This is a genomic window from Pantoea sp. UBA4549 (genome assembly GCF_002387285.1).
Classification (GTDB): domain Bacteria; phylum Pseudomonadota; class Gammaproteobacteria; order Enterobacterales; family Enterobacteriaceae; genus Pantoea; species Pantoea borealis.
In genome coordinates this window covers 213,180-226,483 of the sequence record NZ_DGLH01000006.1, presented here as the reverse complement: position 1 = coordinate 226,483, position 13,304 = coordinate 213,180, and the positions used below count along the sequence as shown (strand labels likewise).

Here is a 13,304-nt window from a genome sequence, read left to right as displayed (position 1 = left end):
CAATGCATTACCGCTCCCCATACCCGTAGGGGTCGCATTAATGCGACCCTGGTGTATTAATGCGCGTCTGTGGGGGGCATTACCGTACTGCGGAAAACGAAAAAAGCGCCCGTTGGGCGCTTTTTTCTGAATCTGGTGGGTCGTGCAGGATTCGAACCTGCGACCAATTGATTAAAAGTCAACTGCTCTACCAACTGAGCTAACGACCCGCTGTGGAAGCGGCTTACAACTTTAAACTTGATGGTGGGTCGTGCAGGATTCGAACCTGCGACCAATTGATTAAAAGTCAACTGCTCTACCAACTGAGCTAACGACCCATCAAGGTTGTGAAGCTAACTGAAGAACCCGTCTGAACCTGTGGTTGAGATGGTGGGTCGTGCAGGATTCGAACCTGCGACCAATTGATTAAAAGTCAACTGCTCTACCAACTGAGCTAACGACCCATCTTCAGCGCTGCCGATACGTCTTTACATATGTCCCGGCAACGGCGGCATATATTACTGATTTAGCGGGAGGGCGCAACCCTTATTTTCCCGCAAATGACTCAACTGCTTACCTTTCAGGCGGCAAGACCAGAAATCAGACGAAATCTGGTCTTTTTTGTACACATTACAATCCGGCCAGCCGTTTTTGCGCCTGTTTTGCTGATTCACTATTTGGGAACTGCTTGATCACCTGCTGATAAACCGCTTTGGCTTTTGCCGTGTCTTTTTTATCCTGCATGATCACGCCAACCTTAAACAGCGCTTCCGCCGCTTTCGGTGATTTAGGGTAGTTCTTTACTACCGTGGCGAAATAATAAGCGGCATCATCCTTCTTGCCCTTATTGTAATGCAGCTGCCCCAGCCAGTAATTAGCATTGGGCTGATAGGTAGAGTCAGGGTATTTCTTCACCCATGCCTGCAGCGCAGAGATAGCCTGATCGTACTGCTTCTTCTCCAGAATCAGCGCGACGGCAGCGTTATAATCGGTGTTTGCATCGCCGGTTTGTGCGGGTGCAGCAGCTGTATTACTGCTACCCGCATCAGCGTTTCCCGCTGCGGCACCGGCGCTGGCAGCATCCGCGTTACCGCCGCTCTGTGCAGCGGATTGGCTGCTGCTTAGCGTATCGAGCTGCTGATAAAGCTGCTTCTGGCGCTCAACCGCCTGGTTAAGCTGATAGCTGTTCTGCTGGATCTGCCCGCGCAGGGAGTCGATATCGCTCTGGTTATCGCTCATCTGCTGCTGCAGCTGCTGCAGCAGCTGTGCCTGGGCATTGGAGATACGTTCAAGAGTGGTGACACGGTCTTCGACCGAGCCTGAGCCAACGCTACTGATTGACGCCTGGGCATTAGCGGCCCAGGGGGCCGCTACGCCAACCAGTAACGACAGACCCGCAAGGGATAGTCTGAAGTTACTAATCATGTGATTCTCTTAGTAAACCAGTACGGCACGACGGTTTTTAGCATATGCTGATTCGTCATGGCCCAGTACGGCTGGTTTCTCTTTACCGTAAGATACGATAGACATCTGATCGGCAGATACGCCTTTGCCCTGCAGATACATTTTCACTGCGTTAGCACGACGTTCGCCCAGGGCGATGTTGTACTCTGGCGTGCCGCGCTCATCCGCGTGACCTTCGATAGTCACTTTGTAAGACGGGTTGCCGCGCAGGAAAGCTGCGTGCTGATCCAGCATCTGAGCGTAGTCAGACTGCACGTCATACTTGTCCAGACCGAAGTAAACGATGTTGTTCTGCTGCAGCTGCTGCATCTGCAGACGCGCCTGCTCGTCAGAAGACATGTTGCCGCCGTTCATGCCAGCGCCAGAGCCCGCACCATACGCACCATCAGCACCCATACCGGACTGATCGTTGTTGTTGTTTTTGTGTGAGCTACAGGCAGCGACTGCAATTACTGGCAGAGCCAGCATCAAACCCTTCAGCATTTTGTTCAGTTGCATTTCTTTATCCTATTATTTTGTTTGCCATACATTGGCTCCCCCGCCTGAGAGGCAAGGGAGTGATGCATCACAGATACGGCGACCAGGCAGGTGATTTTACCTGTCCATCAGTTGCCGGAAGACGCGCTTTGAAACGCCCGTCAGTTGAAACCAGCTGCAGCACGGATCCCATCCCCTGAGTAGAGCTGTAGATAACCATGGTGCCGTTTGGTGCCAGACTTGGCGTTTCATCCAGGAACGTGTCCGTTAACGTTTGAACGGCTCCCGTTTCCAGATCCTGTTTGGCGACGTGCTGCGCGCCACCGGCGCTGCTGATCATCACCATGGTTTTACCGTCGGTCGACACATCCGCATCCTGGTTCTGTTTGCCTTCCCAGGTAATGCGTTGTGGCGCGCCGCCGTTAACACCGACTTTATAAATCTGCGGTGCACCCGCCTGATCCGAGGTATACGCCAGTGTCTGGCTATCCGGGAACCAGGTTGGCTCAGTGCTGTTATAGCGGCCGTCCGTTACCTGGCGGATCTGGCCTGAGCCCAGGTCCATCACATAAAGATTCAGGCTGCCCGTTTTAGAGAGGGCGAAAGCCAGCTTAGATCCATCCGGTGAAAAGGATGGCGCACCGTTGTGACGCGGGAAAGAGGCAACCTGACGAATAGCGCCATTCGCCAGCGTCTGGATCACCAGCGCTGACTTACCGCTCTCAAAGGTAACGTATGCCAGCTTGCTGCCGTCCGGTGACCAGGCCGGTGACATCAGCGGCTGCGGTGAACGGTGTACCACAAACTGATTGTAACCGTCGTAATCAGACACGCGCAGCTCATATGGGAACTGACCGCCGTTAGTCTGCACAACATAAGCAATACGGGTGCGGAACGCACCTTTAATGCCGGTCAGCTTCTCAAACACTTCATCACTGGCAGTATGCGCCGCATAGCGCAGCCACTGCTTCGTCACTTTGAAGGAGTTTTGTGCCAGCACGCTGCCCGGTGCACCACCGGTGTCAACCAGCTGATAGGCAACCTGATAGCTGCCATCGGCGTTAGGCGAGACCTGGCCGACGACCACGGCATCAATGCCCAGCGCGCTCCAGACGGCGGGCTGAACTTCCTGCGCGCTGCCGGGCTGCTGTGGCAGACGTGAGCGATCCAGCGGATTGAATTTACCGCTGTTACGCACGTCAGCTGCCACAATGCCGCCGACATCTTCCGGCGCCGCACCAGGTCCGGCCCATTTAAACGGTACTACACCAATTGGACGGGCAGTATTAACGCCCTGCGTAATTTCAATGCGTACTTCTGCGTGCAGCATGGCGGCCCACAGCAGTACAAAAAAACCTAAGGTTACACGAAGTGCCTGCTTCATCTTATCTCCCTTACCTGAACCTGAGTTCACGATAATTCGCACAGTTCCTGAAAAAACACGAGTATTTTATAGAATACGGCAAGCTAACCTTAGTTCAACCTGCCGTACGTTACTGCATTATTGCGGCCTGAAACGCATTGGTGCGTTTTTAAACACTTCATACACCGCCTGCGAAGGCGGCTTAGGTATACGCGCCTGCTTCGCGGCGGCAATAGCAGCCTGACAGAGTGCCGGATCGCCCCCTTCCGATTTCACATCAATCAGCAGCCCATCGGGTGCCAGCTTGATGCGTAAATCGCAGCTCTTGCCGCGATAGAGATCGGCATCATAGAAGCGGCTCTGAATGGCGCTGGTGATCTGGCCCAGATAGGCGTTAACCTCGGCACCCGATGCCCCCGCCTTCTTCTGATTGCCCTGCCCTGCTGCACCACCGCCGCCGGCTGCGGCGCCACTCTTCGGCGCATTTTTACCGGAGGAGAGGCCGCCCAGCAAATCGTCAACATCGCTTTCGCCCTGCGCGGCTTCAGCCGCCGCCTTTTTCTTCGCGTCCGCTGCTGCTTTGGCTTTCGCCGCGGCATCAGCTTTTGCTTTAGCGGCTGCATCCGCTTTCGCTTTGGCAGCGGCGTCCGCTTTCGCTTTCGCCTCAGCGGCCGCCTTCTCTTTTGCCGCCTCAGCTGCTTTCTCTTTAGCCGCTTCTGCCGCTTTTTCTTTCGCCGCTTCTGCTGCTTTCTCTTTGGCTTCCTGCGCAGCTTTGGCTTTCGCCTCTGCTGCTGCTTTGGCTTTGGCATCGGCCGCGGCCTGCGCTTTCGCTTCCGCCTGCGCTTTGGCTTTTGCTTCAGCCGCCGCTTTCGCCTGCTCGGCTGCTTTCTCTTTTGCGGCATCCGCTGCAGCGGCTTTCGCCTGCTCTTCTGCCTGTTTCTTCGCCTCGGCTGCAGCCTGTTTCGCTTCAGCCGCTGCGGTTGCTTTCGCCTCAGCCGCTGCTTTAGCGCGCGCGTCTGCTTCTGCTTTCGCATCCGCTTTCGCCTGTGCAGCAGCCGCTTCAGCCGCTTTCTGCTGTTCCTGAGCCTGCTTTGCAGCCGCTTCGGCCGCTTTCTGCTGCTTAGCCTGCTCTTTTGCTTCCTGCTGCGCCTGCAGACGCTCTTTTTCCAGCGCTTTCAGACGCTGCTGCTCAGCGGCCTGTTTCTGCTGTAGCTCTTCTGCCTGCTGCTGCGCCTGCTTTTTCCGCTGCTGTTCTGCACGCTGGCTGTCGCTCTGCTGATTTTGCTGACGATTATATTGTTCAACCACAGCACCGGGATCGACCATGACGGCATCAATATCGCTACCGCCGCCACCGCCGCTCGCTTCAATATGTTCGTTGAACGAGCTCCAGATCAGCAGCGCAATGAGCACGATGTGCAGCGCCACCGAAACGATGATTGCGCGTTTCAACTTCTGGTTCTGTTCGGTTGCCTTCGACACTCTCGGTTCCCAAAAACAAGTCGCGTTAAATCGGCTGCGTCATCAGACCGACTGATTTGACGCCAGCCTGATGAAGCAGGTTCAGCGCTTTAATGATTTCGTCGTAAGGCACATCTTTGGCCCCGCCAATCAGAAACACGGTTTTAGGATTGGCTTCAATACGACGCTGCGCCTCACTGACCACCTGCTCCGGCGGCAGCTGGGTCATACGATCGTGATCCACCACCAGGCTGTACTGTCCTACACCGGCCACTTCAACAATCACCGGTGGATTATCATCGCTGGCAACCGTTTTAGAGTCAGTGGCGTCCGGCAGATCAACTTCCACGCTCTGCGTAATGATTGGCGCGGTTGCCATAAAGATAAGCAGCAGCACCAGCAGTACATCGAGCAGCGGAACAATGTTGATTTCCGACTTAAGATCGCGGCGTCCGCGACCACGGGTTCTGGCCATCGTAAACCTCGACTTACTTCGTATTGTCGCTAGAGAAAGCCTGACGATGCAGGATAGCCGTGAACTCTTCCATAAAGTTATCGTAACCCTGCTCCAGCTTGTTAACGCGCTGGTTCAGACGGTTATAGGCCATGACCGCCGGAATCGCGGCAAACAGGCCGATCGCAGTGGCGATCAGCGCTTCCGCGATGCCCGGTGCCACCATCTGCAGCGTGGCCTGCTTGACTGCGCCCAGCGCGATGAAAGCGTGCATGATCCCCCATACGGTACCAAACAGACCGATATAGGGACTGATTGAACCCACGGTACCGAGGAAAGGAATGTGGGTTTCCAGCGCTTCCAGCTCGCGGTTCATGGAGATACGCATAGCGCGGCTTGCCCCCTCAACCACCGCTTCCGGCGCATGGCTGTTTACGCGGTGCAGGCGGGCAAACTCTTTGAAGCCGGCGTAGAAAATTTGTTCAGATCCGCCCAGTTCATCACGGCGTCCCTGGCTCTCCTGATAGAGACGCGAGAGTTCGATACCGGACCAGAACTTATCTTCAAACGCGTCCGCTTCGCGCCCTGCCGCATTTAGAATGCGCGTACGCTGGATAATGATTGCCCAGGAGGCAATAGAAAAGCCGATCAAAATCAACATGATAAGTTTGACCAGAAGGCTCGCCTTCAGGAACAAATCAAGAACATTCATGTCAGTCACTGCTTGAACTCCGCGACAATAGACTTGGGAAGCGCAATCGGCTTCATCAGGTGTGGGTTAATGCAGGCGATCAGGACATCCGCCTCGTTGAGCACTCTGCCTTCAGCATTGACGATACGCTGGGTAAAGGTCATGGTCGCGCGGGTCATTGAGGTCACTTCGGTCTGTATCTCCAGAAGGTCATCAAGGCGAGCCGCGGCGATGAACTCCACCGTCATGCGCCGTACCACAAATGCGACCTGCTCTTCTAACAGGACGTGTTGATTGAAATGGCGCTGACGCAGCATTTCGGTACGTGCTCGTTCATAAAAAGCAAGATAGCTGGCGTGGTAAACCACCCCTCCGGCATCGGTATCTTCATAGTAGACCCGCACCGGCCAGCGAAACAGCGTTGTACTCACTCTACATCCCGGTCTCATTTTTAAACGTTGCTACTATACGCAAGAGCGATCCGCTTGGGAATGGTCCGCCAGAGCCAGAAGAAAATAATTATCTGACGGTAACAACCAGAAGGAATTACTCAGGGTTTCCTGACCTGTTGCTGACAAAACTTCTTGTCTGTAGTCAGATATTTACGCCATACGCAGGCATAAAAAAAAGGGCCCGTCTGGGCCCCCTTTTTTACCACACGCCTCGCCTTAACCATCAGGCGTTCTCATCCTGCGCGCGGCGCGCTTCACTCTGCTCCAGCGCCAGTGCGGTGACCACACCCAGCGCACAGGCCAGCAGCGTGCCGAGGATCCAGGCAAAATACCACATGCGAAAGCTCCTTAATCAGTAGAGAGAGTGCGTGTTGCGCTCAATATCATCTTGAGTAATACGACCGAACATTTTGTAATAGCACCAGCTGGTGTAGGCCAGAATGAGCGGTACAAAAATAAGTGCGGCGATGGTCATAATCTTCAGCGTCAGCAGACTGGAGGTCGCATCCCAGAGGGTCAGGCTGCTACCCGGCACGGTGCTGGAGGGCATAATAAACGGGAACAGCGCTATTCCGGCGGTCATAATGACGCAGGCCAGCGTCAGGGAAGAGAAGAAAAATGCCCAGGCGCCCCGCTCACTGCGCGAGCAGAGTAGCGTGAACAGTGGCAGTACCGCGCCCAGCAGCGGAAACGCCCACAGCAGCGGCATCTGCTCAAAATTACGCAGCCAGGCCCCCGCTTCGCGCACCACCTCTTTGCCCAGCGGATTAGAGGCGGCATGGTGATCGATCGCGCTTTTCACCACATAGCCGTCGATGCCATATTTCACCCATACACCCGCCAGCACAAAGCCTGTCAGCATCACCAGCGCACCGACCTGTGCCGCACTGCGCACGCGCAAATGCAGATCGCCGCGGGTACGCATCTGCAGATAGGTTGCGCCCTGAGTGAGGATCATCGCCACGCTAATCACACCTGCCAGCAGGCCAAACGGATTGAGTAGCTGGAAGAAATTGCCGGTATAGAACAGCCGCAGGTAGCTATCCGCATGAAATGGCACGCCCTGCAGCAGATTACCAAAAGCCACCCCTATCACCAGCGGCGGCACAAAACTGCCCGCAAAAATGCCCCAGTCCCACGCAGTACGCCAGCGCCGGTCTTCAATTTTGGAGCGATAATCAAAACCTACCGGACGAAAAAAGAGTGAAGCCAGCACCAGAATCATGGCGACATAGAAGCCTGAAAAGGCGGCGGCATAGACCATTGGCCAGGCGGCAAACAGTGCTCCCCCGGCGGTGATCAGCCAGACCTGATTGCCGTCCCAGTGTGGTGCGATGCTGTTGATCATAATCCGGCGCTCGGTATCGTTGCGCCCGATAACAGGCGTCAGCATACCGACCCCCATATCAAAGCCGTCGGCCACGGCAAACCCGATCAGCAGTATGCCAATCAGCAGCCACCAGACAAAACGTAACACTTCATAGTCAAACATGGTTGTTCTCCTTTAGCCGCGCACCGGCTGTGTGGCGATCTGCGCTGATTCATGGTGATAGCGGCCGGTTTTCAGGCTGGCCGGCCCCAGACGGGCGAACCGGAACATCAGATACATCTCTGCCACCAGAAACAGCGTATAGAGTCCGCAAATCAGCGTCATAGAAAACAGCACATCTCCCACGGTCAGCGAAGAGTTCGCTACGGCGGTGGGTAACACTTCACCAATTGCCCACGGCTGGCGCCCGTACTCAGCAACAAACCAGCCCGCTTCGATAGCCATCCACGGCAGCGGAATGCCATACAGTGCGGCTTTCAGCAGCCAGCGCTGCTGACCGATCCGGTTACGGATCACACTCCAGAATGAGAGTGCGATAATCGCCAGCAACAGCGCGCCGCACAGCACCATGATACGGAAAGCAAAATAGAGCGGTGCCACGCGCGGAATGGAGTCTTTAACGGCCTGTTGTATCTGCGCCTCACTGGCGTCGGTGACCGCCGGGGTGTAGCGCTTAAGCAGCAGACCGTAGCCAAGATCCTGCTTACTGGCTTCAAACGCGCGGCGTACAGCCGGGTCCTGGCTACCGCTGCGCAACGCATTGAGCAGGCCATACGCTTTAATGCCGTTACGGATGCGCACCTCGTGCTGCGCCTGCAGTTCTTTCAAGCCGGTAATGGGTTTATCCACTGAGCGCGTGGCGATAAGGCCAAGCAGATACGGAATCTGAATCGCATAGCGGTTCTCCTGCGTCTCCTGATTGGGTATGCCAAACAGCGTAAAGGCAGCGGGCGCCGGCTGGGTCTCCCACTCCGCTTCAATGGCGGCCAGTTTGGTTTTCTGGACATCGCCCATCTCATAGCCCGACTCGTCGCCGAGCACAATCACCGAGAGCACCGCTGCCATACCGAAACTGGCTGCAATGGCAAAAGAACGGCGGGCAAACGCCACATCGCGTCCTTTAATCAGATACCAGCCACTGATCCCCAGTACAAACATAGCGCCGGCGGTGTAGCCCGCTGCCACGGTATGCACGAACTTCACCTGTGCAACCGGATTAAGCACCAGCTCTGAAAAGCTCAGCATTTCCATACGCATGGTTTCAGCGTTAAATGCTGCGGCGATGGGGTTTTGCATCCAGCCATTGGCCACCAGGATCCAGAGCGCAGAGAGATTCGATCCCAGCGCCACCAGCCAGGTGACCGCCAGATGCTGAACTTTGCCCAGCCGGTCCCAGCCAAAGAAAAACAGGCCGACAAAAGTGGATTCAAGAAAGAACGCCATTAATCCTTCAATGGCCAGCGGCGCCCCAAAAATATCGCCGACGTAGTGAGAGTAATAGGACCAGTTAGTGCCGAACTGAAACTCCATGGTGAGTCCGGTAGCCACGCCCAGCGCAAAGTTAATACCAAACAACTTGCCCCAGAATTTGGTCATATCTTTATAAATTTGTTTGCCCGACAGTACATAGACGGTTTCCATGATCGCCAGCAGAAATGCCATACCCAGCGTTAATGGCACGAACAGGAAATGGTACATCGCCGTCAGGGCAAACTGTAAGCGCGACAGCTCGACAATATCTAACATGATAACTCCTTGCTCTTCGCATGCTGCTGTATTGCCAGACGGTAAATGGCGCAACAGCACGCAGGAAAGGCTGATTATTAATCCCGGTTTTTATTACCTGCAGATAACGCAATCTGCGGCCCGAAATGAGCGAGTAATGGTGGTGATAATTCCCTGAAAATATCGCCTCATATTTCCGCCATGCAGACGTCAGCGTCAGATGCCATAATATTGATCTGCGGGCATACGACTCAGATGGCTGTTATTCGGGACGAAATTATGAATTGATGCAGCGCAATTTATACCGGCTGGGTTGTTTTTAGCCAGCAGAAAACTTTGCTATAACACGCTATTATTTGATCTGGATTAAGATATAAAGTTTACGAATATGTAGCCTGAAAGGTGTTGTTAATGCGATGTCAAAATATGCCGGCTTTATTAAAATTGCGATTACCTTTTCTGTTATTAATTAACGTTGACCGCCAGCAGATCGGATAATCAGGAAATCAGCCGCGCCGCAGGCATAAAAAAAGCCACCCGCAGGTGGCTTAAGCTTATTCATTCAGCGCAATCAGTTAGCAGGCAGAACCGCTTTTACCGCGTCGCCGATATCTGCCAGGCTGCGTACGGTTTTCACCCCGGCCGCTTCCAGCGCAGCAAACTTCTCGTCAGCCGTACCTTTACCGCCGGCAATGATGGCACCAGCATGGCCCATACGTTTGCCTTTTGGCGCAGTTACGCCAGCGATATAGCCGACAACCGGCTTGGTAACGTGCTCTTTGATAAAGGCGGCCGCTTCTTCTTCCGCGCTGCCGCCGATTTCACCGATCATTACGATCGCTTCGGTCTGCGGATCGTCCTGGAACATCTGCAGAATATCGATGAAGTTAGAGCCTGGAATCGGGTCGCCGCCGATACCCACACAGGTAGACTGGCCATAGCCAATATCTGTGGTCTGCTTAACCGCTTCGTAGGTCAGGGTCCCGGAACGTGACACGATACCCACGCGGCCTGGCTGATGGATGTGGCCTGGCATGATACCAATTTTGCATTCGCCCGGCGTGATAACGCCAGGGCAGTTAGGACCGATCATGCGCACGCCTGCTTCATCCAGCTTCATTTTCACGGTCAGCATATCCAGCGTCGGAATACCTTCAGTGATGGTGATGATCAGCTTGATGCCCGCGTCGATCGCTTCCAGGATACCGTCTTTACAGAACGGTGCCGGAACGTAGATAACCGTGGCCGTTGCACCGGTTGCTTCTACCGCTTCACGCACGGTGTTGAACACCGGCAGGCCCAGATGAGTCGTACCGCCTTTACCTGGCGTTACGCCGCCAACCAGCTGCGTGCCATAGGCCAGCGCCTGCTCTGAGTGAAAAGTCCCCTGGCCACCGGTGAAACCCTGGCAGATGACTTTGGTGTTCTTGTCGATCAGAATGGACATTATTTACCCTCCGCTGCAGCAACAACACGCTGTGCGGCGTCTGTCAGGCTGGTTGCTGCAATGATGTTCAGACCGCTGTCCGCCAGTTTCTTAGCGCCCAGCTCAGCGTTGTTACCTTCCAGACGTACCACTACCGGCACGTTGACACCCACTTCTGCCACGGCACCGATGATGCCATCAGCGATCAGATCGCAACGGACAATCCCGCCGAAGATGTTAACGAATACTGCTTTTACAGCATCGTCAGAAAGGATGATTTTGAAGGCTTCTGTTACGCGCTCTTTGGTTGCGCCGCCGCCGACATCAAGGAAGTTCGCTGGCTGGCCACCGTGATGCTTCACGATATCCATGGTGCCCATCGCCAGACCCGCGCCGTTGACCATACAGCCAATGTTGCCTTCCAGCGCGACGTAGTTCAGCTCCCACTGCGTTGCATGTGCTTCGCGTGGATCTTCCTGGCTTGGATCGCGCATTTCGCGCAGTTCAGGCTGGCGGAACAGCGCATTGCCGTCGGCACCCAGTTTGCCATCGAGGCAGATCAGGTCGCCCTGTTTGGTGATCACCAGCGGGTTGATCTCAACCATCGCCAGATCGCGCTCCAGGAACATGGTGGCCAGGCCCATAAAGATTTTGGTGAACTGGCTGACCTGCTTGCCGGTCAGACCCAGTTTGAACGCCAGTTCGCGGCCCTGGTATGGCTGCGGACCCGCTAACGGGTCAAGCGCCATTTTGTGGATCAGGTGCGGGGTCTCTTCCGCCACTTTTTCAATTTCCACGCCGCCTTCGGTTGATGCCATGAAGATCACACGGCGCGTGGCACGGTCCACAACCGCACCCAGATAGAGTTCCTGATCAATATCTGTTGCCGCTTCAACCAGGATCTGGTTAACCGGCTGACCCAGCGCATCTGTCTGATAGGTCACCAGACGTTTGCCCAGCCAGTGCTCAGCAAAGGCACGGATCTCTTCTTTACTTTTCACTACCTTCACGCCGCCCGCTTTACCACGGCCACCGGCATGAACCTGACATTTCACTACCCACGGGCCTGCGCCAATTTTCGAGGCGGCTTCTTCGGCTTCACGTGGCGTGGTGCAGGCATAACCAGTCGGTGCTGGCATACCATACCGTGCAAACAGCTGCTTCGCCTGGTATTCGTGTAAGTTCATGATGTTCTATCCATTCAGATCTGAAACAGTTAAATGTGGGCGCGCATCGGTGCGCGCCCGGCGAAAATCAGACATCCAGCAGCAGGCGCGCCGGATCTTCCAGCATCTCTTTCACTGCAACCAGATAGCCTACCGATTCACGGCCATCAATCAGACGGTGATCGTAAGAGAGCGCCAGATACATCATCGGCAGGATCACCACCTGACCATTCACGGCCATCGGACGATCTTTAATGGCGTGCATGCCCAGAATGGCACTCTGCGGCGGGTTGATGATTGGCGTTGACATCAGCGAACCAAATACACCGCCGTTGGTAATGGTAAAGTTACCGCCGGTCAGCTCTTCAACAGTCAGCTTACCGTCACGGCCTTTCACCGCCAGCTCTTTAATTTTCTTCTCGATGTCCGCCATGCTCAGCGCATCCACATCTTTCAGCACTGGTGTCACCAGACCGCGCGGGGTAGAAACGGCGATGCTGACATCGAAGTAGTTGTGGTAGACCACATCTTCGCCATCAATAGACGCGTTCACTTCCGGGAAGCGTTTCAGGGCTTCAACGACCGCTTTGATGTAGAAGGACATAAAGCCCAGGCGTACGCCGTGACGTTTTTCAAACGCCTCACCATACTGCTTGCGCAGATCCATGATCGGCTTCATGTTGATTTCGTTAAACGTGGTCAGCATGGCGGTGCTGTTTTTCGCTTCCAGCAGACGCTCAGCCACGCGTTTGCGCAGGCGGGTCATCGGCACGCGCTTCTCGCTGCGGTTGGCAACCGGGGCCGTAGCCGCCGTGTCAGCAGCCGGTGCGGCTTTCGCTTCCGGCTTCTTCGCCAGGTGCTTTTCAATATCTTCGCGCGTCAGTCGGCCACCCACGCCGGTGCCTCTGATCTGACTGGCATCAAGATTATTTTCCGCAATCAGACGGCGTACCGCAGGACTCAGCGCGTCGCTGCTCTCTTCTTCCAGCGAAGCAGACTGGCGCTGTGCCGGTGCAGATTCATTGCTCTCAACTTTCGATGAGGTCTCTTTCCCGCCGCTGTTGCCCTCTTTCAGGCGACCGAGCAGCTGGCGCGAGGTGACGGTGGCACCCTCTTCTTCCAGCACGGCTTCCAGAATACCATCAGCAGCAGCAGGAACTTCCAGCACCACTTTGTCGGTTTCAATTTCGACCAGCACTTCATCACGGCTGACTGCATCGCCAGGTTTTTTGTGCCAGGTTGCAACCGTTGCGTCCGCTACGGATTCAGGTAAATCGGGAACGAGAATTTCTACGCTACTCATTTTCTTTCCTTTT

Annotated in this window: 13 protein-coding genes and 3 tRNA genes; all 16 read right to left on the bottom strand. The window is 55.0% G+C overall.

The window, feature by feature from the left end; translation table 11 throughout:
- Positions 1–133 precede the first annotated feature (133 nt).
- Positions 134–209, bottom strand: a tRNA-Lys gene (locus tag B3041_RS04460).
- 32 nt (positions 210–241) lie between these two features.
- Positions 242–317: transfer RNA gene (locus tag B3041_RS04455), tRNA-Lys, on the bottom strand.
- A 50-nt stretch (positions 318–367) separates the two neighbouring features.
- A tRNA-Lys gene (locus B3041_RS04450) sits at positions 368–443 on the bottom strand.
- Between the two features lie 166 nt (positions 444–609).
- Positions 610–1,404, bottom strand: coding sequence for a cell division protein CpoB (gene cpoB / locus B3041_RS04445; protein ID WP_292969718.1), 795 nt, complete (start codon positions 1,402–1,404; stop codon positions 610–612).
- A 9-nt stretch (positions 1,405–1,413) separates the two neighbouring features.
- Entirely contained in the window at positions 1,414–1,941 is a 528-nt protein-coding gene (gene pal, locus B3041_RS04440) for a peptidoglycan-associated lipoprotein Pal (protein ID WP_039383250.1), read from the bottom strand.
- Positions 1,942–2,008: 67 nt separating this feature from the next.
- Positions 2,009–3,304, bottom strand: coding sequence for a Tol-Pal system beta propeller repeat protein TolB (gene tolB / locus B3041_RS04435; RefSeq protein WP_065649835.1), 1,296 nt, complete (start codon positions 3,302–3,304; stop codon positions 2,009–2,011).
- A 117-nt stretch (positions 3,305–3,421) separates the two neighbouring features.
- On the bottom strand, positions 3,422–4,765 hold the full coding sequence (gene tolA, locus B3041_RS04430) for a cell envelope integrity protein TolA (RefSeq protein WP_292969715.1): 1,344 nt from the start codon (positions 4,763–4,765) through the stop codon (positions 3,422–3,424).
- Positions 4,766–4,790: 25 nt separating this feature from the next.
- Entirely contained in the window at positions 4,791–5,219 is a 429-nt protein-coding gene (gene tolR, locus B3041_RS04425) for a colicin uptake protein TolR (RefSeq protein ID WP_039383244.1), read from the bottom strand.
- A gap of 13 nt (positions 5,220–5,232) precedes the next feature.
- Positions 5,233–5,919 carry a Tol-Pal system protein TolQ gene (gene tolQ, locus B3041_RS04420; protein WP_039383242.1) on the bottom strand — a complete coding sequence of 229 codons (687 nt, stop codon included), beginning with the start codon at positions 5,917–5,919 and terminating at the stop codon, positions 5,233–5,235.
- Positions 5,916–6,320, bottom strand: coding sequence for a tol-pal system-associated acyl-CoA thioesterase (ybgC, locus tag B3041_RS04415; protein ID WP_039383240.1), 405 nt, complete (start codon positions 6,318–6,320; stop codon positions 5,916–5,918). The genes tolQ and ybgC overlap by 4 nt, the downstream gene beginning before the upstream one ends.
- Positions 6,321–6,564: 244 nt before the next feature.
- Positions 6,565–6,678 (bottom strand): cytochrome bd-I oxidase subunit CydX, encoded by a 114-nt coding sequence (gene cydX, locus B3041_RS04410; protein WP_065649837.1) that lies wholly within the window; start codon positions 6,676–6,678, stop codon positions 6,565–6,567.
- Between the two features lie 15 nt (positions 6,679–6,693).
- A complete protein-coding gene (cydB, locus tag B3041_RS04405; protein WP_065649838.1) occupies positions 6,694–7,833 on the bottom strand; it encodes a cytochrome d ubiquinol oxidase subunit II in 1,140 nt (379 codons plus the stop codon).
- 12 nt (positions 7,834–7,845) lie between these two features.
- Positions 7,846–9,417 carry a cytochrome ubiquinol oxidase subunit I gene (cydA, locus tag B3041_RS04400; RefSeq protein ID WP_292969710.1) on the bottom strand — a complete coding sequence of 524 codons (1,572 nt, stop codon included), beginning with the start codon at positions 9,415–9,417 and terminating at the stop codon, positions 7,846–7,848.
- A 550-nt stretch (positions 9,418–9,967) separates the two neighbouring features.
- Positions 9,968–10,843, bottom strand: a complete 876-nt coding sequence (gene sucD / locus B3041_RS04395) for a succinate--CoA ligase subunit alpha (protein ID WP_039383236.1) — start codon at positions 10,841–10,843, stop codon at positions 9,968–9,970.
- Entirely contained in the window at positions 10,843–12,009 is a 1,167-nt protein-coding gene (gene sucC, locus B3041_RS04390; protein ID WP_039383235.1) for an ADP-forming succinate--CoA ligase subunit beta, read from the bottom strand. Before sucC ends, sucD begins: the two co-directional genes overlap by 1 nt.
- Before the next feature lie 67 nt (positions 12,010–12,076).
- A complete protein-coding gene (odhB, locus tag B3041_RS04385; RefSeq protein ID WP_292969709.1) occupies positions 12,077–13,291 on the bottom strand; it encodes a 2-oxoglutarate dehydrogenase complex dihydrolipoyllysine-residue succinyltransferase in 1,215 nt (404 codons plus the stop codon).
- Between the last annotated feature and the right edge of the window lie 13 nt (positions 13,292–13,304).